Origin of the sequence: Baekduia sp. (genome assembly GCF_035318805.1) — a bacterium.
In the GTDB taxonomy this organism is placed as follows: Bacteria; Actinomycetota; Thermoleophilia; order Solirubrobacterales; family Solirubrobacteraceae; genus Baekduia.
In genome coordinates, this window is the sequence record NZ_DATHDY010000127.1 from 1 (window position 1) to 24,547 (window position 24,547).

The window sequence follows — 24,547 nt, forward strand, 5'->3', positions numbered from 1 at the left end:
CGTGACCGTGCCGACCTTGGGGTTCGGCATCTTGCCCTGCGGGCCCAGGATGCGGCCGAGACGGCCGACCACGGGCATCATGTCGGGCGTCGCGATGGCGACGTCGAAGTCGGTGAAGCCCTCTTCGATCTTCTTGGCGAGATCGTCGGCGCCGACGATGTCCGCGCCGGCCTCCTCGGCCTCACGGGCCTTGTCGCCCTTGGCGAAGACGGCGATCTTGACGTCCTTGCCGAGGCCGTTGGGCAGCGCGATGGTGCCGCGCAGCTGCTCGTCGGCGTGGCGGACGTTCAGGCCGGTGCGGATGTGGACCTCGACGGACTCGTCGAACTTCGCGCGCTTGAGGTCGCGGACCATCTTGATGGCCTCGGCGGGCAGGTACTCATGCTCGCGGTCGACCTTGGCCTTGACCTCGACGTAGTTCTTGCCGTGCTTGCCCATGTCAGACGACCTCCACACCCATGCTGCGGGCTGTGCCCTCGATGATCTTGCTGGCCTGATCCACGTCGTGCGCGTTCAGGTCCCCAAGCTTCTTCTCGGCGATCGCCCGGATCTGGTCCTTGGTGATCTTGCCGACCTTGTCGCGATGCGGCTCGCCGGAGCCCTTCTCCAGGCCGATGGCCTGCTTGATGAGCACCGCGGCGGGCGGCGTCTTGGTCACGAACGTGAACGAACGGTCCTCGTAGACCGTGATCACGACCGGGATGATCGTGCCGGAGTCCTGCTGGGTCTGGGCGTTGAACGCCTTGCAGAACTCCATGATGTTGATGCCGTGCTGACCGAGCGCAGGACCGACCGGCGGAGCGGGGCTCGCCTGTCCGCCGACGGCTTGCAGCTTGATCTGGGTGAGGACCTTCTTGGCCATACGGTTATGCCTTCTAGATCTTCTTGACCTGGTCGAAGCCCACCTCGACGGGCGTCTCTCGACCGAAAATGGATACCAGCACCTTCAGCTTCTGCGCGTCCTGGTTGATCTCCGAGATCTCGCCGGAGAAGTCGGACAACGGGCCCGAGATCACCTTGACGGATTCGCCGATCGAGAACTGCGCCTTCGTGGCGACCTTCTGCGCGACCTCGCGGTGCAGCAGGCGGTCGACCTCGGGCTGGGTGAGCGGAACGGGCTCGTTGGAGGCACCGACGAAGCCGGTGACGCCGGGCGTGCCCTTGACGAGCTGCCACGAATCCTCGTTGAGGTCCATGTTGACCAGCACGTACCCGGGCATGGTCCGCTTCTCCTGCGAGACCTTCTGCCCGTCCTTCATCTCCGAGACCGTCTCGGTCGGGACCACCACGGAGCGGATCGCGCGACGCTGCCCGAGGGAGCTCGCGCGGTGCTCGAGGTTGGACTTGACCTTGTTCTCGTGCCCGGAGTATGTGTTGACGACGTACCAGCGATACATGAAGTTTCCGTACTAGAGGATGACGTCGACGACTTTTTGGGCGACCCAGTCGGCGAGACCGAGGTAGGCGCCGGCGACGATGACGAAGCCCACGACGACGGCCGTGGCCTGCGCGACCTGACGGCGATCGGGCCACTGGACCCGCTGCAGCTCGGCCCAGCTGGCCTTGAGGAAGACGAAGAACCGCGGGCCGCCGCCACCGGACTTGGCCGGCTCGCGCCCGCCGCGGCGAGCGATCGCCCGGTCCTCCTCGTCGACGTCACCGTCGTCGTCGAGGTCGCCGACCGCTTCGGTCGCCGCACGCTCGAGCTCCGCGTCGGTGGTGGTGCCGTCCGGCGTGCCGTCGGCGCCGCTGACCAGACCGGCCTCGAACTCCTCGACCTCGCCCGAGGCGTGGTCGAGCTCGCCCGGGACGTTCTCCCGGTGCGGTTCGGTCGGCTCGGGGCCGGGGTTCTTTCGATCAGGGGCCATGAGGGGCGTGCCGCTCGGTGGGGACCTAGCGGGTCTCCCGGTGGCTGGTGTGGCACCGGCACCACTTGCAGAACTTCCGGAGGGTGATGCGATCCGGCGTGTTCCGCTTGCTCTTGTTCGTCTGGTAGTTGCGGCGCTTGCAGTCCTCGCATGCGAGGGTCACTGCGATGCGCACGTCTCCGCGGGCCATGGGCCGGCTCCCGTCGAGGATGTACTGAGGAAGTGGGTATCGACTGCTTGACCCGGGGCAAAGAAACGACTCGCCCCGGAGCGAGTCGACTTCGCAGGATAGCGCGGTTGCGCCTCCGACGGAGGCTCGTGGCTCAGGCTCGAGCCGATGCGGCAGGGTCGAGTCGCGTCCTCGAGCGCGATCGTGGGTAGCGTGACGCAATCGAGTGGCGCTAGCATGGCGTCGATGCTCGGTCGGACCTATGAGTCGCAGCGCTGCTCGGTCGCTCGCACCCTCGAGCTGGTGGGCGAGCGCTGGACGCTGCTGATCGTTCGCGACGCGTTCCTCGGCGTGCGGCGCTTCGGCGACTTCGCCGACCGCCTCGGCGTCGCGCGCAACGTGCTGCAGGACCGGCTGGAGCGCCTGGTCGAGGCCGGCGTGCTGACGAAGGTGCCCTACCAGGAGCGCCCGCTGCGCCACGAGTACCGGCTGACCGACATGGGGCGCGACCTGTGGCCGGCGATCGTCGCGCTGCTGCAGTTCGGCGACAAGCACCTCACCTCGGAGGCCGGGCCGCCGATGCTGCTGCTGCACCGCGGCTGCGGCGGCGAGCTGGACGATCGCCGCGTGTGCACCAAGTGCGGCGCGGCGCTGGAGCTGCGCGACGTCGAGACCGTCGCGGGCCCCGGCGGGGCGCGCATGCCCGCCGCCGCATGAACGAACGCGCCGCGCTCGTCCTCGAGCACGAGGCCGACACGCCGGCCGCGCTGCTGGCCGAGTGGGCCGACACGCGCGACGTGCCGATCGAGGTCGTGCGCGCCGGTGCTCCGATCCCGGATCCCGCGGACCGGCCCTTCCTGGTCTCGCTCGGCTCCGAGGCCTCGGCCTACGACGACGCGGTGCCGTGGCTGGCCGCCGAGCGCACCGCGCTGGACCGCGCGCTGGCGGTGGGCGTGCCCGTGCTCGGCATCTGCTTCGGCGCCCAGCACCTCGCGCGTGCGCTCGGCGGGACGGTGGCGCCGGCCGCCCGGCCGGAGGTCGGCTGGCTCGGCGTCGAGACGCTCGCGCCCGAGACCGTGCCGCCGGGCCCGTGGCTGCAGTGGCACCGCGATGCGTTCACGCTGCCGCCGGGCGCCGACCTGCTCGCGCGCTCGCCGGTCGGCCCGCAGGCGTTCCGCGCCGGCCCCCACCTCGGCGTGCAGTTCCATCCCGAGGTCACGCCGGCGATCGCCGCCGACTGGGCGCGCAGCTTCCCCGACTCGGTCAGGGGCGCGCAGACGACGGTCGCCGCGGTCCTGGCCGGAAGCGACGAGCACGCGGCCGGCGCACGGGTGCGGGCGTTCGCGCTGTTCGACGCGTTCCTCGCCACCGTGCGCGCCCCGATCCTCGGTTGACGCGGCGGGGCGCCGGGTACGTCGCCTCGCGGCGCGGACTTCGCCCCACGCCGTCTCCGCGGTCGGCGGCGTCCTAGGCGAAGCCTCGCCCAGGGGGCTCGTTTCGCTGCGGGTACTCGCCCAGGGGCTCGTACCCGCGGTCCAGTAGGGACCCACGCTCCTACGGCGCCGCCGGCTGCGCGGGCGCGGGCGCGGCCTCGAGGTCGCGCGCGACGTCGTGGTCGAAGACGTAGACGGTCAGGCGCCCGAACTGCCCGGCTGCGACCGGCTTGCCCGTGCCTCGCGGCAGCATGTCGAGCTGCGTGAAGCTCGCGGGCGGATGCTCCACGACGAACGACCGAGTGCCCGGCCGCTCCCGGTACCACGACGAGACGGTCATGATCGGAAAGCGGCACGACTCCATCGGGCAGCCGAAGCCGGCATAGACCGGGAACACCTGCAGCGCCGCGCGCGTGCCCCACGTGAGGACCTCGGCGTCCTGGTAGCCCGCGTAGCCGACGCTCGCGCCGTTGCGCTGGACGAACGCGTGCACGGCCGAGACCTCCGCCGCCGTCGGGCCGCCGCCGAACTCCTCGGGGCCCTCGACGACGTGGGTGCCCAGCACGACGACGCCGAACGCCAGCACGCCCGCGGCGACGTACGCGCGCGCCCGCCGTGAGCCGACTGCGAGGGCGGGCAGCAGCACCGCGACCGCGTAGAACGCCGGGACGAGGTAGCGCCCGGTCCCCGGGCCCTGCGGCAGGTCGCTGGCCAGGTACGAGGCGACCGACAAGCCGAGCGCCGCCCCCCAGAACACGATGAACGCGATCCGCTCGGGGCGCTCCCGGCGGGCGAGCCGGCGGTCACCGGCATAGGCGTGCAGGCGCGTGAACGTGAACCAGAGCCCGGCGACGAAGCCGGCCACGACCGCGCCGCCGGCGACCACGCCCAGCAGCGAGCTCACGGTCACCTTCTCGCCGAAGGTGTGCGCGCCGCCGAGGTAGGCCAGGCCGTCGAGGAGCAGCGAGAAGTTGTGCTGCAACCGGTCGGTGGTCGCGAACTGCACGCCGAAGGTCGGCGTCGGCGCGATCCCGTCGGCGCGCATGTGCGCGGCGAACAGCCGTCCGAGGACCGTCGCGGCGCCGCTGACGATCACGGTGAAGGCGGCCAGCCGCCGGTGCGTGGCGTCGCCGCTCAGCAGCCAGGTCGCGACGCCCGCCAGCGCGAACGGGGCGACGCCGGTCAGCAGGAGCAGCAGGTCGGGCGTGCCGGGCGCCACCAGCGCGACGAGCGCGAGCCCCGACAGCACCCAGGTCACCGCCGACCGCGGCGGGCGGCGGGCGAACGCCACGAGGACCGCGCCGAGGACGATCACCGAGAACAGCGAGAAGGCATGGGCGTTGATCCCGAACAGCGTCATCCGCAGGCCCTCGCTGGTGACGGCGAGGGTGGCGACGGCCGTCGCCGCGGCCCAGCGGCCCCAGGTCGTCCAGACGCTGCGGGCCAGCACGAGGAGCCCGGCGCCGGCCATGGCGAACGGCAGGGCCTGCCACAGGAGCCGATGGATGCCCCAGCCGGCGGTCGCGCGCAGGATCGTCAGCGACTCGTACTCCGGCGCGTTGGACAGCGTGACGACGCGGTCACCCGGCGCGCCCTCCAGCAGCGTCGCGAGGTGGGGCATCGACGCGATGTCGGGGTTGAGGAAGAGCGCCCGCACCAGCGCGGGGGCCTGGATCGCGAAGACCACCAGGGCGACGGCGGCCACCACGGCGGCCGCCAGGCCGGAGAGGCCGAGCCCACCGGCGTCGACCGCGGCAGGCGGCGACAGGCGCCGGCGGCGCGGGCGGCGCGCGCCGCGCGGGCGCTCGAGCGGGCGCTCGCCCTCGATGACGGGGATGTCGTGCGTGGGCATGGTGTCCTCGGCGCCCTCCGGCGGCGATGCTCCCAGGTCGCCGCCGCCCGATCCCGAGAAGGCGCTGACAGAGCGGCAAGGTGAGTGCTCGGGGTCCCTCAGCCGTCGTCGAAGAGCCCCTGCACCGGGCCCAGCAGCCGCCGTGAGCGCTTCGAGACGCCGGGCAGCGCGATCAGCCGGTGGCTGGGCGGCTGTCCGGCCTCGCGGCGGCGCAGCTGCTCCATCGCGGTCGGGCGCCAGCGGCGGTCGATCAGCTCGACCGGATCGGCGCCGGCGATCGCGGCGGCCGGGAGCTGGAGGTGCTCGGACCACAGCCGCTCGCGGGTCGCCCGGGCCAGGACCGCGTCGTCGGTGACGACGTTCATCTCGGTGTCGTTGAGCAGCGAGTGGCTGTTGAGGTTGGCCGAGCCGACCGTCATCCAGCGGTCGTCGACGATGCCGACCTTCGCGTGGACGTAGAGCGGGTCGTCGCGGCGGCCGCTGAGCGACCGGATGGTGGCCGCCAGCAGATGCGGGTTGCCGGCGGCATCGGCGTCGGCGAGCACCGCGAGCTGCCCGCGGGTGTCGTCCTGGCCGTTGTTGGCGTTGGCGGGCAGCAGGACCACGAGGCGGAACCCGGGCGACGGCGGGCGCTCGAGCTTGTCGACCAGCAGCGCGACGATCTCCGGCGACCACAGGAACTGGTTCTCGAAGTAGATGAAGCGCTGCGCCGAGCGGATCGCGCGGACGTAGGACTCCATGATGCGGAAGTCGCCCGTCGGCACCGCGTCGTACATGTCCTCCGCGACGGTGCGGACGACCTGCACGGTGCTCGTCCCGTCGCCCTCCAGCGGCGCGGGCCGGACCGCGGGCGGCAGCGTCTCGCCGGCCACCTCGCGCCAGCGCATGGCGAAGTGGCCGGCGACGTCGGCGACCGCCGGACCCTCCAGCCGGGTGCCGACGTCGTGCCAGCCGAGGCGGCGGCGGGCCTCGTGGTCAGACGTGTCGAACCGGTCGCCGGCCAGGTCGGTCAGGTCGATGCCGCCGACGAACGCGACCTCGTCGTCGACGACGATCGTCTTCTCGTGGTGGCAGTGGACCGGATGCTCGCGCGGGTCGCGCCGGCACTGGATCCTCGTCCCCCGCACGAGCGTGTCGACCCCGGCCTCGACCTCCTTGCGGGTCGGGTGAAACACCGGGACGGGCGCGCCCGCCCACACGATCACGCGGACGTCGATCCGCTCGGCCAGCTCGGCCAGCAGCGCGCCGATGACGGTCGGGTGCTCGCCGCGGACGAGCTCGAAGTGCGCGGCGAGGTGCCAGCCCGTGAGGTGGACGTGCGAGCGCGCGCCGCGCAGGGCCTCGGCGATGGCGGGCAGCGCCGTCGCACCGTCGACGAGCACCTCGAGGCGGCAGCCGTCACGCGGCGGCGGGTCGCCCGTGGCGAAGAGCGACGACGCGGGCGGCGGGTCCAGCACGCCGCGGTGGCCCAGGCGACGCAGGCGCCGGCGGTGCTTGATCTTGATGGTGGACTCGATCGCGGCGCCGAGCAGCGCGTCCGCGCGGGCGACGGGTGCGGGCGGCATGGTCGGTGGTGTTCCCCGCCGGCCGCGGTTCACTCATCGTGCCGACGCGGCGATGGTCAGCGCGCGCCGCAGCGAGCGCTCGCCCTCCAGGCGGAAGACGCGGCCGTCGCGCTCCCAGATCAGCGCCGGCCCGGAGCGGACGAGCGGCCCGGTCGCGTCGAGCCACTGGTAGGCGTGGGACGCGGCGAGGAAGAGCCCGGGTGCCCCCGCGACCCGCACGGAGCGAGCGTGGGCGTCGACCGCGATGACCTTGCTCAGGACGTCGCGGTCCAGGCGCCCGGCGGCCTGTGCGAAGAGCAGGCGATGGTCGTAGGCGAGCGTGACGATGCCGTCGCGGTAGAAGATGCGGTCCGGCGGGCCCAGGGCGGCCGGCACGCGGGGGGCGAAGCCGGCCGCGCCGGCGGCCCGGGCCAGCGTGGTCCGCTCGCCCAGGTGCGGGTCGCGCGCGGCCGGCGGCAGCGGCGCCGGGCGGCGCTCGACCGTGACGTGGCGCAGGCCGAGCGCGTCGAGGATCGCGTGGCGCGGGCCGGGGAGCGCGAGCGCGCCGGCGGGGACGACGAGCAGCGCGGCGACGAGGGCGACGACGAGGCGGCGCGGAGCGCGCCGGAGTGCCGCGCGGCGCCGGCGGGGAGCATGGGCGGCGGGCGCCTCGCGCGCAAGGCGCGCGGCCACCGCGGCGGCGAGATCCGGCGTCGGCGGCCAGGCGGCCTGCGCAGCGAGGGCGCGGAGCTCGTAGGGGAGGTCAGGCGCGGGCATCGGGCTCCTCGGAGTTGTCGTCGAACTCCTCGCGCAGGCGGCGCAGCGCGCGGGCGTGGCGGGACTTGACGGTCCCGACCCGGCAGCCGAGCACCGCCGCGCACTCCTGCTCGGAGAGGTCGAGCAGGTAGCGCAGCACGAGCACCTCGCGGTGATCGGGACTCAGCCGGTGCAGGGCGCCGGCCAGCACGGCGCGGCGCTCGCGGGCCAGCACGGCGACGTCGGCGCCCGCGCCCGCCTCCCATGCCCCCGGATGGGCGGCGGCCAGGGCGGCAAGGTGCTCGCGCCGGCCGGCCGACCGGCGGCGGTTGCGCGCCTCGTTGGCCACGATGCGCAGCAGCCACGGGCGGAACGGCGCGCCGTCGCGGAAGCGCGCGAGCGACATGTAGGTCTTCAGGAAGCCCTCCTGCGCGGCGTCCTGCGCCTCGGCTGCGTCGCCGCAGATGACGTAGGCCGTGCGGAACGCGAGCTGCTGATGGCGCGCGACCAGCAGGCCGTAGGCGTCCCGGTCGCCGTCGCGCGACCGGCTGACGAGATCGGCTTCGGAGGTCTCGGCGACCGTCACCCGATCGCGGGCCTCCCGGAGGCGCCGTGCCGGCGGCGCCACAGCGCGACGGCGGTCAGCGCGAGCGCCACCGCCGCGCCGGCCGCGGCGAGGAGCACGCCGGACGGCCCGCCGTCGTCGCCCAGGCCTGCCACCGCCGCGGCCGGCGCGGGTGCGACCCACGGGCGCGCCTCGGGGACCGGCGGCCCGCTGGTCTTGTGCGGCTTCAGCGCCTTGGCCGGCAGCGGCCGCACGTCGCGCGTGAGGCGCCTGAGCAGCGTCGCGGCGTCGGGGTACGGGCGCAGCCAACTGCCCTCCTCGTTGCGCCACAGGCCCCAGCGCGGCACGTAGATGAGGGTCGAGGTCCCGAACGTCTTCCCGCCGTCGCCCAGGTGCTCCTTGATCCGCACGAACGGCGCGCGGCCGGGATCGGCGACGAGCGCCCCGCCGTCCAGCAGCGGCGCCAGGGAGCCCGGGTCGCCGGAGTGCGAGGTGCAGCCGTCGGCGCCGCACACCGACACGCCGGTGAGGCCCTTGGCGCCCGCGGGCGCCGCGGTCAGCGCCGCGGCGGCGGCGACCAGGAGGAGGATCAGGACGGCGGGGACGTGGCGGGGGTGGCGCAGCGGCATGGTGGTGCTCGTTTCGGTCGCGATGCCACCTTTACACCGCCGGCCCGCCGCAGGTTCCCGCGCAGTGGCCTACCCGTGCAAGCCCTTCTCGCAGCGCTTGAGCTTGAAGGCGCCGTTCATGCGCGCGCGGGCGGCGTCCTTGCCCGGGCCGCCGTGGCCAGGCGCCCGGTGCGCGGGCGTTCGTGGCGCTCCGTTCGGACCGGTGGCTGGTGCGGCACGTGGTCGGGCATCACCGACGACAGCGAGTCGGGGTGGTGGCGCCGGCGCCTGGGGTCGTCCGCGGGCGTCGCGGGGGCGGGTCGTTCGGAGGTGAACGGCCGTGCTTCGACGGCCGATGGCGAACAGCCGTTGAACGTCAACGGGTAGTCGCCATCCGTCTCGCCGCCCCCGCGCAGCCGCCCTGCGCCCCTCCGCGCTACGCGATTTCGAGGACGAGCTTGCCGTGCACGTGGTGCCCGGAGAGCCGGTGCTGGGCCTCGGCGGCCTGCTCGAGGCCGAACGTCCCGGCCAGCACGACGCGCAGGCGCCCCTCGCCCACGAGCTTGGCGAGCTCCCCGAGCTCGGTGGCGCTCGGGCGCACGAACACGTAGCGGGCGTGCAGGTCGGAGCGGTCGCCAGCGGGAGCGGTGTCGATCAGCGAGGCGATGCGGCCGCCCTGGCGCAGCGATTCGCGCAGCTGGGTGAGCGTCTCGCCGCCGATGGCGTCAAGCGCCGCGTCGACGCCGCGCGGGTAGGTGGCGCGCACCTGGTCGGCGACCGAGTTGTCGTGGTAGTCGAAGACGTGGTCGGCGCCCAGGGCGCGCAGGGCGTCGTGGTGGCCGGGCGACGCGGTGCCGATGACCGTCGCGCCGAGCGCCTTGGCGATCTGCACCGCGAAGTGCCCGACCCCGCCGGCCGCGGCGCTGATCAGCACGACGTCGCCGTCGCGGACCTGCAGCGCCTCGGTCAGCGCCTGGTAGGCGGTGAGGCCGGCGAGCGGGATCGCGCCCGCCTCCAGCAGCGAGATCGTGCGCGGCACGCGGGCGACCACGCCGGCCGGGACCGTCACGCGCTGGGCGTAGGTGCCCTCGCACACCTCGGTCTTGCGGCAGTAGGCGTACACCTCGTCGCCGGGCTTGAGGTCGACCACCGCCGGGCCGACCGCCTCGACCACACCGGCGGCATCCCAGCCGGGGATCAGCGGGAAGTGGTGCGGGAAGAACGGCTCCAGGTGACCCTCGCGGATCCCGATGTCGACCGGGTTGACGCCCGCGGAGCGCACGCCGATCAGGACCGAGTCGGGACCGACCTTCGGATCGGGGCGCTCCGTGAGCTGGAGCCGGCCGGCGTCGCCGAAGGCGTCGATCGTGATGGCACGCATCCCGGAGGTGTGCCCGCGGTCGGGCCGCCGCCAACGTGGCTCAGCCGAGCCAGGCCTGCAGGAGCAGCGCGAAGCCGGCGAGCGCCGCGAGGGCGATCACGACGGCGTTGACGAGCAGGAGGCGGCGGGGGGCGTGGCCGGCGGATGCCGCGGGCGCGGGCGCGGCCGGGTGCGCGGGCGCGTCGGGGTCCTGCCAGCCGACCGCCGCGGCGAGCGTGCCGGCGATGAACGTGTTGAGTGGGACGCCGTCGTGCGCGGCCGCGCTCGCCAGGTCGGCGTGCAGCGAGCGCGGGAGGCGGAGCAGAAGGCGGCCACTGCGGCCGTCGGGGGTGGCGGCCGTGGACGTCGCGGCGCCCGGCTCGCGCTCGTCCGCGCCGGCCTCCGCCGCCGGATCCAGCGCGGCGCGCAGCCGCTGCAGCGCGGCGCGCAGCAGGCGCGACACGTGGGCCTGCGACAGCCCGAGCTCGCGCGCGATCTCCGACTGGCTGCGGTCCTCGCGGTAGCGCAGCTCGAGCAGGCGCCGCTCGCGGTCGTCCAGGATCTCCCAGCCGGCCTCCAGCAGCACGCGCGCCTCGGCCGCCTCGGTGTCGGCCTGCGCGGCCGGAGCGCGGCGTCCCGCCTCTGTGTCGTCGAGCGCGACCGGCCGCACCGCGTCGTGCGCGTGCAGCGCGCGGGCGACCTGCTGCTGGTCGACGCCGACCGCCATGGCGAGCTCGGCGTGCGTCGGCGGCCGGTGCAGCCGCGCCGTGAGCCCGGAGGCGGCGGCCCGCACGCGGACGGCGAGCTCGCGGTCGGTGCGCGGCACGTGCGGGCCGGCGCCGCCGTCGCGCAGGTGATGGCGGATCTCGCCCTCGATGGACGGGCGGGCCAGCGCGGCGAGGTCGACGTCGCGCGCCGGGTCGTAGCGATCGACGGCCTTGATGAGGCCGACGGTCCCGGCCTGCACGAGATCCTCCAGCGGCTCGCCGTGGCGGAGGTAGCGCCGCGCGATCGAACGCACGAGCGGGAGATGTGCCTCGATCGTCTCGGAGCGGGAGGTGGCCGCGGGGGCCATGCGCCGAAGCTACCCGGCGCTCACCGTCCGGGGCAAGCGACGCGCCCGCGACGAACGGCCAGGATGGCCCACGCATGCATGCGCGATACCGGCCACGCGGCCCATGCGCATGGATCGAATCGGGCGTTCGGTGGCACGGGACGGTGCGGATGTCCCATCTCTCGCGCCTGCTCCGCGGCACCCTCCCGGCCCTCGTGGCCGTGGCGCTCGTGGTTCCCGCTGCGCGCGCGGACGACACGTCCGCACCGCCGCTCACGGTGCCGGCGTCGGCGATCACCGCGGTGCCCGAGACGGGCGGCACGCCGGCCGGGACCGCGGCCGCGACGGCGGCCAACGGCGGGACGGCCGCGGCCGCGTCGCAGCAGTCGCCGACCAACGTGACGGTGCAGGTCATCGTCAACAGCCCGGGCGCGGTGGCCAACGCGAGCCAGGTCAACGCGGCGGTCGCGGTCGCCGTCGCGGCGCCGCCGCCGGTGCCATCGGCGCCGCACGTCCCGGAGGCCGCGATCGCGGCCGCGGCCGGCACCGCCACGCCGGCCACGCCGGCGCCCCCGACGGCCAGCGCCGCCGCGGGCGCGCCGCAGCCGTCCGGCTCCCCCACCGCGCCGGCCGTGCCGGCCGCGGCCGACCTCGCCCCGGTGCCTGCAGCGGCGAACGCGACCCCCGAGGTCGCGACTCCTCAGCCCGCCGTCGCGGGCGCCGGTGGCGAGGCCGCTCGTCGCACCCCGGCGGCGCGCCGCCACCGGCCGGTCGCGCCGGGCCCGCGCGCGCATCGCGCGCCGGCCCACCCGGCCACGCCCGCCGCCGCGCCGGCGCCGCGCTTCGCCCTCGTGGCGCCCGTGACGGCGACGACGTCGGGCGCCACCGCGGATCCGGCCGCGCACCGCCCCGGCGCGACGCGCGCCGCCGGGGCGCGCCGGGTCCGCTCCTCCCAGATCACCCCGACCCCCTCGCCGCTCGCGCCTGCCGTCCCCGGCGACTCGCCGGTCGCGGCGGCGGCCGCGGGCCTCGGCGGCGGACCGGGCGGCGGCACCATGCTTGCCCTCACCCTCGTCGCAGCGCTGCTGCTCACCGGTTCGGCGGGACCGTTCGAGCTCGTCGCGCTGCTGCGACGGCGCGCACCGTCCGGTGCCGGAGGTCGCCTCGAGCGACCGGGCTAGTTCCGACGTCGTGCTCCAACCCGCGCCATGGGCCGGATGTCCGCGGCGCGCTGAAGCCAACACCGACACGACAAGGAACGAACCAAATGCGCAAGACCATGATGGTGTGGTCGGCCTGCGCGGCAGCGGTGCTGCCCGCCCTGGCCGCCTCCACCGCCGTGGCCGACGGCGTCCCCAACCAGGACGTCGGTCAGGCCGCGATCAGCAGCCAGTCCGCCACCTCGGCGGCCACCTCCACGCAGCGCAACCCGACCAACCAGGCGATCAACGTCGCCATCCTCAGCCCGGGCGCGGCCTCCGGCGCGGTGTCGCAGAGCAACAGCTCCGCGGCGCAGTCGGCGGCCGGCAACGCCAACAGCACCGCCCAGGGCGCCGCGCAGTCCGGCGGCGCCGGTGGCGGCGGGGGCGTCCAGGCCATCGGCCAGGGCGCAGCGAGCGAGCAGACCGCCGATTCCACGGCGACCTCCACGCAGAGCAACCCGACCAACCAGGCGATCAACGTCGCCATCCTCAGCCCGGGTGCGAGCTCCGGCGCGGTGTCGCAGAGCAACGACTCGGCGGCCAATTCCGCGGCCGGCAACGCCAACGGCACCAAGCAGGACGCCGTGCAGTCCGGCGGCGGCTCGGGCGGTGGCGTGCAGGCCATCGGCCAGCAGGCCGACAACGAGCAGGAGGCCGACTCGACGGCGACGTCGACCCAGTCCGGGGCGACCAACCAGGCGATCGGCGTCGCGATCCTGAGCCCGGGTGCGAGCTCCGGCGCGGTGTCGCAGAGCAACAGCTCGGACGCCGACTCGACGGCGGGCAACGCCAACGAGACCAAGCAGGACGCCGACCAGTCCGGCGGCGACGGTCATCCGATGAAGCCGCAGCCCAAGGACGGCTGCGAGAGCTGCCATCCTTCGTACCCGACGGTGCAGGGCATCGGCCAGGCCGCCTACAACGACCAGTCGGCGACCTCGACGGCGACGTCGACGCAGGCCAACCCGACCAACACGGCCATCCAGGTGTCGATCCTGAGCCCGGGTGCCTACGGCGGACCGGTCTCGCAGAGCAACAGCTCGAAGGCCGACTCGATGGCCGGCAACAGGAACGAGACGACCCAGCACGCCGCGCAGCTCGGCGGCGGCCGGGGCGGCGTGCAGGCGATCGGGCAGCTGGCGACCAACGCGCAGTCCGCGCTGTCGTCGGCCACTTCGACGCAGTGGTGCCCGACCAACCTCGCGGTCGGCACCAAGGGCGGCGTGCGCCAGTCCAACGACTCGTCGGCCGACTCGGCGGCGGGCAACGACAACCGCACGAAGCAGGACGCCCTGCAGACGCTGGCCGGCTTCCGCTGGCCGGTCGTCGTCATGTAGCGACCGAGCGATGACGCGGTGCGATCGCCGGCGGCCGCCGCGGCCGGCGATCTCCCGCCGTTGACCTCTCGGGGCCGACCGGCGTACCGTTGCCGCAACTCACGGACAGGAGTGCACGGGGTGAGCATCAGCCAACGATGGGCAGGATGCATCGCCGGCCTCGCGATCGGTCTCACGACCGCGGGCCCGGCCGTCGCGCAGGCGCCCGACGCTCTGCGGCCGGATCCGAGCCCGGCCCAGGTACCCGCACCCGATCCGGCGCCGGCGAAGGCCACCGCCAGGGTCATGCCGCGGACGGCGTCGCCCGCGCCGCCCGCCGCCACCGCTCCCGCGCGACGGTCGCCGTCCGCCGGGGCCAGCACGACCGTGGCAGCCGCGCCGTCGCGGCGCGCGCGGCCGACTCCCGCGCGCACCGGCGCTCACCGGCGCGCCGCCGCACGCCCCACGTCTTCACCACCGCTGCTCCTCGCGCCGGTCCGCCGCGCGCTCGCCTTCCTCGCGCCCGTGGCCGTGCGCCCCCACCCGGCCGACGACCGGCAGCGCGTCATCCTCACCCTCGCCGGAGGCGCCCTCCTGGGTCTCGCCGCCGCCGGAGCGCTGACCCTGAGCCGCGTGCGCGAGAGGGCGCGGGCGTGAGGGGACGCGCCATGCTGGTCGCCTGCGCGCTGGGCTCGGCGCTCGCCGTCGCCCCGCCGTCCGTGGCCGCGCCGCCGACCATCACCTACACCTTGGGCGGCGCCGCGGGGGACGCCGGCTGGTTCCGCGGCCCGGTCGACCTCACGTGGATCCTCAGCGGGACGATCACGCGGTCGGACGGATGCAACCCCACCAAGCTGCCCGACGACACGCCCGGCGTCCAGCTGACGTGCTCGGCGGCCAACGTGGACGAGACCACGTCGGTGACCACCAAGGCCATCAAGATCGACCAGACCCCGCCGACCTCCGTCACGGCCGTGCCCGCGCGCCCGCCCAACACCCCGCCCTGGTACACGGCCCCGCTGCCGATCTCGTGGTCGGGCGCCGACGCCACGTCCGGCATCGCCGCCTGCACGACGCTCACCTACGCGGGGCCCGACGGGCCGTCCGCCGCGCCGGCCGGCACGTGCCGCGACGTCGCCGGGAACACCAGCGCCGCCGTGCCCCTCACGTTCGCCTACGACGCCACCGCGCCTGCCCTCTCCGACCTCGGCGTCACCCTCGCCGCCCGCGTCGCGACGCTCCGCTGGACCCCCGGCGCCGACGCCACGCAGGTCACGGTCGTCCGCCGGCCCGGCGACGGCGGCGAACCCGCGCGCACCGTCGCCGACGGCGCGCCGGGCGCCACGCGCGAGCTCGCCGACGGCCTCCTGGCGGCCGGCACGGCCTACACCTGGACGGTGAGCGTCCGCGACGTCGCCGGCAACGCGAGCTCGGCGACCGCCACCGCGACCGTGCCGACCGCCGCGCAGGCGCTGGCGACGACGACCGCGGCGAACGCCAAGGCCAACGCCGCGCGCCGCGCCCTGCGCTGGCGCGCCCGCCGCGGAGCCAAGTACTACAACCTGCAGCTCTTCCGCAACGGACGCAAGATCCTGAGCGCGTGGCCGACGAAGCCGCACTACACGCTGAAGACCACGTGGCGCTACCGCGGCCGTCGCCACCGCCTGGCCGCCGGGCTCTACCGCTGGTACGTCTGGCCCGGGTACGGCACCCGCGCCCAGCACCGCTACGGCAAGCTGCTGACGCGCGGCCAGGTGCGCCTGCGCTGAGCTACTTGCCGCCGGAGATGCGCGACGGCGGCCAGTAGGTCGCCACCGCCTTCCCGACGACCCACCCGTCGGGCACCGGTCCCCAGAAGCGGCTGTCGTCGGAGTTGCCGCGATTGTCGCCGAGCAGGTACACCGACCCGCGCGGGACCGTGATGGCGTTGGGGAAGTCGCAGCCGCCGGTGCCCGGATCGCAGGGCGCGGCGAACGGCTCGCTGGTCGGCTTGCCGTTGCGGATCACGTGGCCGTTCTGGAGCGCGACGCGGTCGCCGGCGACGCCGACCACGCGCTTGATGAACGACTGCGAGGAGCGCGTCGCGGTCGGCCGCGAGCACGGCGTCGGCGTGCCCTCGCCCTGGCCGGCGGCGCCGCAGTGCGGCGACGCCGCGTCGTCGGCCCCGTGCGGCGGGTGGAACACGACCACGTCGCCGACCTTCGGCTCGTCGCCGAGGATGCGGTGCGAGAAGCGGTCCACCAGGACCCGGTCGCCGACCTGCAGCGTCGGCTCCATCGACCCGCTCGGGATCTTGTAGGGCTTGACCGCGTAGGCCTGCAGCGTGATCGCGAGGCCGACCGCGACCGCCAGCAGGAACACCGTCTCGAACACCGTGGACCGGCGAGCCTGGCGCAGCGCGTTCATCCCCTCATCCTAGGAGGGGCTGATCAGCTCCCAGGGATCCGCGAACCCGCCAGGCGCCACATCCGCAGCGCCAGGTGCGCCCGCAACCGGTCGTCGCCGTCGGCCATCCGCACGCCGGTGAGCTCTTCGGCCCGCTCGAGCCGCCGGTAGAGCGTCGCGCGGTGGACGTGCAGGTCGCTTGCGGCCGCCGCGACGTCGCCGCCCGCGTCCAGCACCGCCTCCAGCGCGCGCGCCAGCTCGACGCCCGACCGGTGCGCCAGCAGCGCCGGCAGCGGCGCGGGCGCCGACGGCCGGCCCGCCGCGTCCCACAGGCGGGCGACCAGCGGCCAGCTGCCCAGCTCGTCGTACGCCGCGGCGGGCCCCAGCGCGGGCACGCGCTCCAGCGCCACCAGCGCATCGCCGGCGCCGCCCAGCGCCTCACGGGCGGCGGGCAGCTGGGCCAGCGGCGCCGACGCCGCGGCGAACGTGGCGCCCGCGTCGACCAGCGCCCGCGCCAGCGCGGCCGCGTCGTGGCCCGGCGTCAGGTGCGCGATCGCCGTCACCACCTCGCCCCGCGCGCGCCAGACGAGGTCGTCGGCGTGCCAGCGCCGCCGGGCGCGCTCGGCGACCTCGGCGGGATCGGTCGCGCCGCAGGTGCCGACGGCGACCGCGAACGTCGCGCCGCGCGCCCAGCCCTGGCGAGCCGCCAGGTCGCCGGCCGCCCGGGCGCGCAGCGCGGGGTCGGGATCGTCGAGCAGCTCGCCCAGCAGCGCGGCGATCCGCGCGTGCGCCTCGCCGCCGCCGGCGCGCAGCTGCCAGAGCGTCTCTGCGGCCTCGGCGGCCGCGGCCACCAGCGCGCGGCGCTCGGTCGCCTTCAGCGGCGCGGCGCCGGGGATGACCCAGAGGAACCCGAGCACCACACCGTCGTGGCGCACGGGCGCACACGTGCGCGGACCCATGCCGATCGCGGGGTTGGCCGGCGTGTCGACCAGCTCGCCGGCCTGCTCCAGGCCGAGGGTGTCCAGCCAGGCGACGACGTCGGGCGGCGCGCCCCGCGCGAGGATCGACGCCTGCCGCACGCGGTCCTCCTGGAGCTCGGTGTGGGCGCTGAACGCCAGCAGGCGCCAGCGGCGATCCTCGAGCGCGACGGGCCGTCGCACCGCCTCGGCCAGCTCGTCCACGAGGTCCTGGAGATCGACGGCCACGCACGCGACGATACGAGGTGCGACAGATGTCGCAGCGACCGCGCCGCAATCACGACTCCAGGACGCTGCCGCGGGCCCCGGCCGGGAAGAAGATCAGGGAATGCTCATGGACGCCGACACGACCCACGACCTCGAGCCTGCCGTCAAGACGATCGGCGCCCGGCTGGCGGACGCGATGCCCGGCGCCCGCCACACGCCCCGCGCCGCCGTCGAGCGCCGGGTGATGGGCGCGATGGTCGCCGATCCCGAGCTCCGCGCGGCGGTCTTCCGCTTCGTCGACGTCCGCCCCGCCTGCGCCGATCCGGCCGACCTCGCGCGCCACCTCGGCGAGCTGCTGGCCGAGGCGCAGGACTCGCCGCTGGCCCGCCGCGGGGCCGCGCTGGCCGGCGGCGCGCTGACCCGGCGCCCGCTCGCCCACGCCGCCGCGGCCGGCGTCCGGCAGATGGCCCAGCGCTTCATCATCGGCGCCGACGCCCGCGCCGCCCTGCCGGGCGTCGAGAAGCTCTGGCGGTCGGGCGCGGCGACCACCATCGACCTCCTCGGCGAGGCGACGGTGACCGAGGAGGAGGCCGACTCGTACGCCGCGCGCTGCGAGGCCGCCCTGCTCGTGCTGCACGAGGCGTCGCAGCGCTGGGATCGGCGTCCGCTGCTGGAGGCCGACGGCGCCGGGCCGATCCCGCGCGTCAACCTGTCGGTGAAGGTCTCGGCGCTCACGCCGCTGCTGCGCGCGCTCGCCCCGGAGCGCGGCATCGCCGGCGCCGAGCCGCGCCTGCGCCGGCTGCTGCGGGTCGCCCGCGACACCGGCGCGCACCTGCACGTCGACATGGAGTCCTTCGACACGCGCGAGGCGATCACCGAGCTGACGCTGCGCCTGCTGGGCGAGCCCGAGTTCGCCGATGGACCGTCGGCCGGCATCGTCCTGCAGGCCTACCTCACCGAGTCGCCCGAGCACCTCGACCGGCTGCTGGACTGGGCGCGCGAGCACCCGCGCGCCCATCCGCTGACCATCCGGCTCGTCAAGGGCGCCTACTGGGACCACGAGACCGTCGAGGCCGTGCAGCACGGCTGGCCGTCGCCGGTCTTCTCCGAGCGCCGCGCGTGCGACCGCAACTTCGAGGCGCTCAGCCGCCGGATCATCGACGCGCGGGGCATCCGCGCCGCGATCGCCTCGCACAACCTGCGGTCGATCGCGCACGCCGCGGCCTACGCCGACGCGCGCGGCCGCGACGTCGAGTTCCAGGTCCTGCGCGGCCTGGGCGACGACACGCTGGCCGCGCTGCTGGCGGCGGGGCGCCGCACGCGCTGCTACGCGCCGGTCGGCGACCTAGTCGCCGGCATGGCCTACCTCGTCCGCCGCCTGCTGGAGAACACCAGCAACGACTCCTTCCTGCGCGCCCAGGCCGAGGGCGTCGACCTCACCACCCTCCTGGAGGCTCCATGACCGCCGTCGCCGAGTTCGTCAACGAGCCGCTGCTCGAGCTGCGCCGCCCCGAGGTGCGAGCCGCCGCGCTGCAGGCGCTCGCCGCGCTCGACGCGCAGCTGCCGCTCGAGGTCCCGCTGCTGATCGGGCCCGAGCTGGTCCGCGGCGAGGCGTTCGCGTCGGTCGACCCGAGCCGTCCCGACCGCGTGGTCGCCTGGGCCCACGCGGCGAGCGCCGAGCACGTCGACGCCGCGGTGACGCGTGCGACCGAGGGCCAGCGCGAGTGGTCCTCGCGCACCGCCGAGGACCGCGCCGCCACGCTGCGCCGCGCCGCCGACCTGCTGCGCGGCCGCCGGCTGGAGCTCGCCGCGCTGGCCGTGCGCGAGTGCGGCAAGCCCTGGCCCGAGGCCGACGGCGACGTGTGCGAGGCCATCGACTTCCTGGAGTACTACGCGGCCGGCGCGCTGGAGCTGCACCGCGGCCGCTCGCTGATCCAGCTGCCCGGGGAGCGCAACACCATGCGCTACGTCCCGCGCGGCGTCACCGGCGTGATCGCGCCGTGGAACTTCCCGCTGGCGATCGCGGCGGGCATGACCAGCGCCGCGCTGGCGGTCGGCAACGCCGTCGTGCTCAAGCCCGCCGAGCAGGCGCCGGCCTGCGCCAAGGCCGTCGTCGACGCGCTGCACGCCGCCGGCGTGCCGCATGACGCGCTGAGCCTGCTGCCCGGCGGCGACGAGGCGGGCAAGGCGCTCGTCGCCGACCCGCGCATCCACACGATCGTCTTCACCGGCTCGTGCGCCGCGGGCCTGTCGATCCTCGAGCGCGCCGCCAAGGTGGACCCGGGCCAGTTCCACATCAAGAAGGTGGTCGCCGAGATGGGCGGCAAGAACGTGGTGATCGTCGACGCCGACGCCGACCTCGACGAGGTCGTGCCCGCGCTGCTGTCCAGCGCGTTCGGCTTCGCCGGGCAGAAGTGCTCGGCCGCGTCGCGCGTGCTGGTGCACCAGGCGGTGGCCGACGCGCTGACCGACCGGCTCGCGGGTGCGGTGCGCACGCTGCGGGTCGGGCCGGCGGAGGACTTCGCCACCGACGTTCCGGCCGTCATCGACGCCGCGGCCCAGATGCGCGTTCGCCGCTACGCCGCCCAGGGCGCCGCGTCCGCGACGCGCGTCGCGGCGGCCTCCGAGGCGCTGCCGCCCGGCGAGGGGTTCTACGTCGCGCCGACGCTCATCTGCGGACTGCCCGACGAGCACCCGGTGATCCAGGACGAGATCTTCGGCCCGGTGCTGGCGCTGCAGGCGGTGCCGGACATGGCGGCCGCGTGCGCGAGCGTCGAGGCGTCGCGCTTCGCGCTCACCGGCGGGCTGTTCTCGCGCTCGCCGAAGACCGTCGCGGAGGTCGCCGCGCGCACGCCGGTGGGCAACCTGTACGTCAACCGCGAGATCACCGGCGCGATGGTCGGCCGCCAGCCGTTCGGCGGCGGGCGCCTGTCGGGCACCGGCCCCAAGGCCGGCGGGCCGGACTACCTGCTGCAGTTCGTCGAGGCGCGCGCCGTCTGCGAGAACACCGTGCGCCACGGCCTCGTGGTCTGACCGCGACGCGTCACCACGTGCGCGGGGCGGCGGGGACCGCGCTAGGGGAACACTGGCCCAGAGGGCCAGGTTCCCTTGCGGGTCTTCGCCCAGGGGGCGAAACCCGCGGCGGGTTAGGGGCCTGCGTTCCTAGCGACGCGTGACCAGGCCGAAGACCGCGTAGTCGGCGCCCGGCGCGAACGGCCAGCGCCAGAGGTGCGTGTCGACGACCCGCGCGCCCGCCGCGCGCGTGGCACGCCAGGGGTCGCAGCCGTAGGGCAGCGAGCCGCGACGGGCCAGCGCGAGCGCCTGCGCCGGATCGTCGCGCCCGCGGGCCAGCAGCTCGTCGAGCGTGAACGGCTGCCCGTGGCCCTTCCACCAGCCCAGGATGTCGTGCAGGATCACGACGGTCCCGCCCGGCGCGGCCGCGTGGAGCCGGGCGACGACGCCGTCGGTGAGCCGCTGGCCGTCGCGCAGCAGCACCGCGTCGATCTCGCTCCCGGTCAGGTCGCCGCCGCGCAGCGCCGGATAGAGCAGCTGGGTGAGCACGAGGTCGCAGACGACGGCGTCGTAGGGGCCGTCGCCGACGGGCTCGGGCGGCACGCGGGGCGCCGGGTCGAGCGCGGGCGCCCGGGCGAGCGCGGCCGCGACTACGGCGTCCGCGGCGCCGCCGGTGACGTCCTGCTCGAGGCCCCGCAGCACGCCGCCGCCCGGTGCGTCCACGCGCCGGCACGCGCCGCGCAGCGCCGCGGGGTCGAGGTCGATCAGGTCCACCCGCCCCGCACGGCGGGCCAGCTGCGCCAGCGGCACGTCGTCGCCGTTGCCCGCGCCGGCCACGGCGACGGCCGCGCCCTCGGCGACCAGGCCGTCCAGCAGCGCCCACGCCGCGTCGCGCGCCGGGGCCCAGCGCCGGTGCCGCGCGTCGTCGCCCTTGGCGTTGTTGGCGGCGTTGGCCGCGAAGGCCGGGCGGCTGCGCTGCTGGTCCTGTCGGGCCATCCGCGGGCAGGGTACGTCCCCGCGATGGATGCCTGACACGCGCCGCCCGAGCCCTACTCGGTCTCGTCGAAGAAGTCCGGGTGCTGCTCGCGGATGTGCGGAAGGCTGGAGAGGACCATGCGCAGGTGGTGGCGCAGGGTCGCCTCGGCGTGGTCGGGATCGCGGTCGGCGACCGCGGCGACGACCTGGCGGTGCTCGGCGACCATCTCGCCGAGGTAGCCGGGCTCGGGGAGGCTGAGGCGGCGCACGCGGTCGAGGTGGCCGTTGGCGCGGCGGCTCAGCGTCCAGGCGATCTCGCGGCCCGACAGCTCGCAGAGCCGCCGGTGCAGCGCGTCGTCGAGGCGGTCGAACGCGTCGGCGTCGTTGGCCTCCTGGGCGCGATCCTGGGCGACGAGGTTGGCCTGCAGCTCGGCGAGGTCCTCGTCGCCGGCCCTGCTGGTCGCCAGGCGGATCGCCGCGCACTCCAGCGCCTCGCGCACGAACGCCGCGTCGGCGACGCCGTCGTCGCTGATGAGCGTGACGAACGTCCCGAGCTGCGGGACGATCGCGACCAGCCGCTCGTCGCGCAGACGCACGAGCGCCTCGCGCACCGGCGTGCGGCTCACGCCCAGGCGCTCGGCCAGCTCGTTCTCCGAGAGGCGGCGCCCCGGCTCGAGCTCGGCGCTCACGATCGACTCGCGCAGGGCGAGGTAGACCTGGTCCCGGGCCGATCCGCCGGCCGCCCGTTCGCCGAAGCCGATGCGCATGCCGACCAGTATGCGTCAGCCGCGCACCGGGCGGGCCGGCGACCGCGACGCCTGGAACGGAGCGCTCTTGGCGTAGACCGCCTGGGCTCGCCAGGTGCCGGGCTCGAGCGCGATGCGCAACGTGAAGCTCCGCTTCGCCGGCTTGGTGTACTTGTGCGCGACCTTCCAGCGCGAGCCGACGCGCTTGCTGTAGAGGACGGTGACCTTGCCGGTCAGCGCGACCGGCCGGGCCTGCGGCACGACGCGCACGGTGACCGGGGTGACGCCGTTGACCGGACGTCCGCGCCGGAGCGTCGTCGCGGTCTTCACGGGCGCCAGCGCCGACGGCTGCACCTTGACCACGTTCATGGTGGCGACGGTCTGGTTCTGGGCGTGGTCGATCGCGATCGCGGTGACCGTGTGCGGCCCGAGCGGCAGCTTCTTGGCCCCCTGCCAGTCGATCTCGCCCCGGACGCTGGACGCCGACCGGGCAACGAAGTTGCGGATCTTGACGCCGTCGCAGAACAGCGCGACGCGCCCGAGCCGCTGCTCGTCGACGCCCCGGACCGTGATCGGCAGGCTCGCGGTGAACTGCTGGCCCTCGCGCGGCGAGGTCACGGTCAGCCGTGGCGCGAGCAGATCCACGTGGCCGCCGCAGCGCCGCGGGGCGACCGGGCCCTTGGTCACCTGCTTGAAGGCCTTGGCGGCGGGCTTCTGGGCGCCATTGCTGCGGAGCAGGCCGTAGCGCGTGTTCGGCGTGTCGGCCGCCGATGTGTCGATGACCGTGAACCACGCGGCCATCTTCACGTAGGGGTCGGCGGCCAGGCAGCGGTACGCCTCGGCGAGGTAGCCGGCCTGCTTGGCCTCCGTGACGCCGCCGGCCTTCTGGCCCTTCCACAGGCCCTGGTCGCATTCCCGGCTGGAGGTCGACCAGCCGAGCTCGGTCATGTAAATGTCCTTGTCGCCGTCGCCGTGGGCCACCATCGTCTGGTGGACCTCGCGGTAGCCGGTGAAGGAGTACTGGCTGATGCGCCCGGTGAGGTCGCGGTAGTAGTGATCGGCCGAGACCAGGCTGCAGGCGACGTCGCTGTGGACGGCGACGCCGTCGAACGATCCCTGCCCGCCCGCCGCGTAGATCTGCTCGAGGAACTGGTGGTCGCTGCCGGTGAGCCCGCCGACGAGCACGGTGGCCGCCGGGTCCGCCGCCTTGACCGCGGGGTAGCCGGCCTGGAGCAGCGCCGTGTACGCAGCGGCGTCGGGCGCGCCCGTCCACCATCCCGGCGAGTCCTCCTCGTTCCACAGCTCGTAGGCGACGACGTTGCCCTTCAGCCCCGGGTAACTCGCCAGGTGGCCGAGGAAGCGGGCGTAGTCCGCGGGGTCGGCGGGCGGCGCGTGCGGGTCGGCGCTGCCGCTCGCCCACGACGGGGCGAGCACGACCGTGAACAGCGGCTTGAGCCCGTGGGAGCGCAGCGCGGCCGTGCTCGCCGCCAGCGCGTCGAGCACCTTGGTGTTGTACTGGCCGCGCGCCGGCTCCAGCTCGTTCCAGCTGACGAAGTTGCGCGCCCACTGGGCGCCGCTGCCGGCGACGTACGAGCCGCTCGGCTGCCGCTCGTCGAACGGCGCGGGCAGGTTCAGCCCGGGCTCGGCGGCGCCGGCCACCGGCACGGAGACGACCCCGAGCGCAAGGACGGCAAGGACGCAGCGGACGAGGGCAAGCGGGCGCATGCTGTCGGAGTGCACCATCGGCCGGCGCTCCAGTCGCCGGCGAGTGCCGAACGAGCGAATGGCGTCCGCGCTCAAGCCGGCGAGACGCCGGGACGCGGGGCACGGCGCCGGCGCGCGGGCGCCGTGCGCGGCGACGCCGGGTGCTCGTCGCCGGCGGCGGGCCTCGGCTCGTCCGCGTCGAGCGCCTGCTGCACCTCGACCAGGCGTCGGACGAGCTGGGCGCGCTGCTCCTGCAGCTCGCCGGCGTCGAGGAGCCGCGGCCCCCGCGAGCGCTTGGGCGGCGCCGCGCGCGGCGGCACCGGCGGCGCTGCCGGCAGCGCGGACTCGAGGTCGAGCACGACGCGCTCGAGCACCGCGATCTCGTCGCGCAGCGCGCGGCGGCGCCGCGCCTCGGCGTCGGGGGCGACGGCCGGCGGCCCGGTCACGTACAGCGCCGCCGCCAGCTCGCGCGGCCCGACGCTCGCGTCCCGCGCGGCGCGGACGACCTCCTCCAGCAGCTCGGCGTGGCGGGCGTGCGCGGCCACGCCGGCGGCGACGAACGTCCCGGCACCGTGCCGCGTCTCCAGCACGCCGTCCGCCTCGAGCTTGGCGACGGCCGCGCGGACGGTGTTGTGGTTGACGCGCAGGCCGGCAGCGACGTCGCGCAGCGCCGGCAGGCGCTCCCCCGGCCGCAGGCGGCCCGAGGCCACCGCCGCGCGCAGCGACCAGTGCAGCTGCACGCCGAGCGGGACGTCGGCGTCCGGGTCCAGCGCGATCCCCACCTCTGCGGCCCAGTCCCCCGGCATGGACGTCA

General features: G+C 75.4%; 25 protein-coding genes and 1 pseudogene. 8 read left to right on the plus strand and 18 right to left on the minus strand.

Going from position 1 to position 24,547, the window contains the following annotated elements:
• The 5 genes and pseudogenes from VK501_RS25780 to rpmG form a co-directional block, all read right to left on the minus strand.
• Positions 1-438 (minus strand): annotated as a pseudogene (locus VK501_RS25780) (50S ribosomal protein L1); the annotation flags it as partial.
• 1 nt (position 439) lies between these two features.
• Positions 440-862, minus strand: coding sequence for a 50S ribosomal protein L11 (rplK, locus tag VK501_RS25785; RefSeq protein WP_324342673.1), 423 nt, complete (start codon positions 860-862; stop codon positions 440-442).
• Between the two features lie 13 nt (positions 863-875).
• Positions 876-1,397 (minus strand): transcription termination/antitermination protein NusG, encoded by a 522-nt coding sequence (gene nusG, locus VK501_RS25790; RefSeq protein ID WP_028075794.1) that lies wholly within the window; start codon positions 1,395-1,397, stop codon positions 876-878.
• 12 nt (positions 1,398-1,409) lie between these two features.
• Positions 1,410-1,868, minus strand: coding sequence for a preprotein translocase subunit SecE (secE, locus tag VK501_RS25795; protein ID WP_324342677.1), 459 nt, complete (start codon positions 1,866-1,868; stop codon positions 1,410-1,412).
• 25 nt (positions 1,869-1,893) lie between these two features.
• Positions 1,894-2,058 (minus strand): 50S ribosomal protein L33, encoded by a 165-nt coding sequence (gene rpmG / locus VK501_RS25800; RefSeq protein ID WP_037400701.1) that lies wholly within the window; start codon positions 2,056-2,058, stop codon positions 1,894-1,896.
• Between the two features lie 225 nt (positions 2,059-2,283).
• Here rpmG and VK501_RS25805 point away from each other — a divergent pair, with 225 nt between their 5' ends.
• Both VK501_RS25805 and VK501_RS25810 read left to right on the plus strand, forming a co-directional pair.
• Positions 2,284-2,754 (plus strand): helix-turn-helix domain-containing protein, encoded by a 471-nt coding sequence (locus tag VK501_RS25805; RefSeq protein ID WP_324342680.1) that lies wholly within the window; start codon positions 2,284-2,286, stop codon positions 2,752-2,754.
• Positions 2,751-3,431 (plus strand): type 1 glutamine amidotransferase, encoded by a 681-nt coding sequence (locus tag VK501_RS25810; RefSeq protein ID WP_324342682.1) that lies wholly within the window; start codon positions 2,751-2,753, stop codon positions 3,429-3,431. Before VK501_RS25805 ends, VK501_RS25810 begins: the two co-directional genes overlap by 4 nt.
• A gap of 160 nt (positions 3,432-3,591) precedes the next feature.
• On the opposite strand, the gene VK501_RS25815 is transcribed toward VK501_RS25810, so the two are convergent.
• The 7 genes from VK501_RS25815 to VK501_RS25845 all read right to left on the minus strand — a co-directional run bounded on the left by VK501_RS25815 (position 3,592) and on the right by VK501_RS25845 (position 11,230).
• Positions 3,592-5,322 (minus strand): hypothetical protein, encoded by a 1,731-nt coding sequence (locus tag VK501_RS25815; RefSeq protein WP_324342684.1) that lies wholly within the window; start codon positions 5,320-5,322, stop codon positions 3,592-3,594.
• A 98-nt stretch (positions 5,323-5,420) separates the two neighbouring features.
• The gene (locus VK501_RS25820; protein ID WP_324342686.1) at positions 5,421-6,887 is read right to left on the minus strand and encodes a phosphatidylserine/phosphatidylglycerophosphate/cardiolipin synthase family protein; all 1,467 of its coding nucleotides are present in this window, start codon (positions 6,885-6,887) and stop codon (positions 5,421-5,423) included.
• A 33-nt stretch (positions 6,888-6,920) separates the two neighbouring features.
• Positions 6,921-7,643: a hypothetical protein gene (locus VK501_RS25825; protein ID WP_324342688.1), complete on the minus strand. Its 723-nt coding sequence runs from the start codon at positions 7,641-7,643 to the stop codon at positions 6,921-6,923.
• Positions 7,630-8,208, minus strand: a complete 579-nt coding sequence (locus tag VK501_RS25830) for an RNA polymerase sigma factor (protein WP_324342691.1) — start codon at positions 8,206-8,208, stop codon at positions 7,630-7,632. Before VK501_RS25830 ends, VK501_RS25825 begins: the two co-directional genes overlap by 14 nt.
• Positions 8,205-8,816 (minus strand): hypothetical protein, encoded by a 612-nt coding sequence (locus VK501_RS25835; protein ID WP_324342693.1) that lies wholly within the window; start codon positions 8,814-8,816, stop codon positions 8,205-8,207. The genes VK501_RS25830 and VK501_RS25835 overlap by 4 nt, the downstream gene beginning before the upstream one ends.
• A 415-nt stretch (positions 8,817-9,231) precedes the next feature.
• Positions 9,232-10,176: an NADP-dependent oxidoreductase gene (locus tag VK501_RS25840; RefSeq protein WP_324342695.1), complete on the minus strand. Its 945-nt coding sequence runs from the start codon at positions 10,174-10,176 to the stop codon at positions 9,232-9,234.
• A gap of 40 nt (positions 10,177-10,216) precedes the next feature.
• Positions 10,217-11,230 (minus strand): sigma-70 family RNA polymerase sigma factor, encoded by a 1,014-nt coding sequence (locus VK501_RS25845; protein WP_324342696.1) that lies wholly within the window; start codon positions 11,228-11,230, stop codon positions 10,217-10,219.
• Between the two features lie 149 nt (positions 11,231-11,379).
• On the opposite strand from VK501_RS25845, the gene VK501_RS25850 reads away from it, so the two are divergent.
• The 4 genes from VK501_RS25850 (at position 11,380) to VK501_RS25865 (ending at position 15,496) form a co-directional block, all read left to right on the plus strand.
• The gene (locus VK501_RS25850) at positions 11,380-12,390 is read left to right on the plus strand and encodes a hypothetical protein (protein WP_324342698.1); all 1,011 of its coding nucleotides are present in this window, start codon (positions 11,380-11,382) and stop codon (positions 12,388-12,390) included.
• 86 nt (positions 12,391-12,476) lie between these two features.
• Complete coding sequence (locus tag VK501_RS25855) at positions 12,477-13,748, plus strand: hypothetical protein (protein WP_324342700.1); 1,272 nt, start codon at positions 12,477-12,479, stop codon at positions 13,746-13,748.
• A 504-nt stretch (positions 13,749-14,252) separates the two neighbouring features.
• Entirely contained in the window at positions 14,253-14,384 is a 132-nt protein-coding gene (locus VK501_RS25860) for a hypothetical protein (RefSeq protein WP_324342702.1), read from the plus strand.
• A gap of 11 nt (positions 14,385-14,395) precedes the next feature.
• Positions 14,396-15,496: a hypothetical protein gene (locus tag VK501_RS25865; protein WP_324342704.1), complete on the plus strand. Its 1,101-nt coding sequence runs from the start codon at positions 14,396-14,398 to the stop codon at positions 15,494-15,496.
• Position 15,497: 1 nt separating this feature from the next.
• Here the strand turns inward: VK501_RS25865 and lepB are convergent, their stop codons facing one another.
• Together lepB and VK501_RS25875 are read right to left on the minus strand one after the other, a co-directional pair.
• Entirely contained in the window at positions 15,498-16,133 is a 636-nt protein-coding gene (lepB, locus tag VK501_RS25870) for a signal peptidase I (RefSeq protein ID WP_324342705.1), read from the minus strand.
• A gap of 23 nt (positions 16,134-16,156) precedes the next feature.
• A complete protein-coding gene (locus VK501_RS25875) occupies positions 16,157-17,317 on the minus strand; it encodes a helix-turn-helix domain-containing protein (protein ID WP_324342706.1) in 1,161 nt (386 codons plus the stop codon).
• A gap of 100 nt (positions 17,318-17,417) precedes the next feature.
• On the opposite strand from VK501_RS25875, the gene VK501_RS25880 reads away from it, so the two are divergent.
• A complete protein-coding gene (locus VK501_RS25880; protein ID WP_324342707.1) occupies positions 17,418-18,758 on the plus strand; it encodes a proline dehydrogenase family protein in 1,341 nt (446 codons plus the stop codon).
• Positions 18,755-20,329, plus strand: a complete 1,575-nt coding sequence (locus VK501_RS25885; RefSeq protein WP_324342709.1) for an aldehyde dehydrogenase family protein — start codon at positions 18,755-18,757, stop codon at positions 20,327-20,329. Before VK501_RS25880 ends, VK501_RS25885 begins: the two co-directional genes overlap by 4 nt.
• Before the next feature lie 129 nt (positions 20,330-20,458).
• Here VK501_RS25885 and VK501_RS25890 read toward each other — a convergent pair whose 3' ends face one another.
• From VK501_RS25890 to VK501_RS25905, 4 genes are read right to left on the minus strand one after another with little or no spacing between them, the layout of a single operon-like run.
• On the minus strand, positions 20,459-21,304 hold the full coding sequence (locus tag VK501_RS25890; protein ID WP_324342710.1) for a hypothetical protein: 846 nt from the start codon (positions 21,302-21,304) through the stop codon (positions 20,459-20,461).
• A gap of 53 nt (positions 21,305-21,357) precedes the next feature.
• On the minus strand, positions 21,358-22,050 hold the full coding sequence (locus VK501_RS25895; protein ID WP_324342711.1) for a GntR family transcriptional regulator: 693 nt from the start codon (positions 22,048-22,050) through the stop codon (positions 21,358-21,360).
• Positions 22,051-22,065: 15 nt separating this feature from the next.
• Entirely contained in the window at positions 22,066-23,772 is a 1,707-nt protein-coding gene (locus tag VK501_RS25900) for an Ig-like domain-containing protein (RefSeq protein WP_324342713.1), read from the minus strand.
• Between the two features lie 53 nt (positions 23,773-23,825).
• A complete protein-coding gene (locus VK501_RS25905; protein WP_324342715.1) occupies positions 23,826-24,539 on the minus strand; it encodes a GntR family transcriptional regulator in 714 nt (237 codons plus the stop codon).
• Positions 24,540-24,547: the final 8 nt, after the last annotated feature.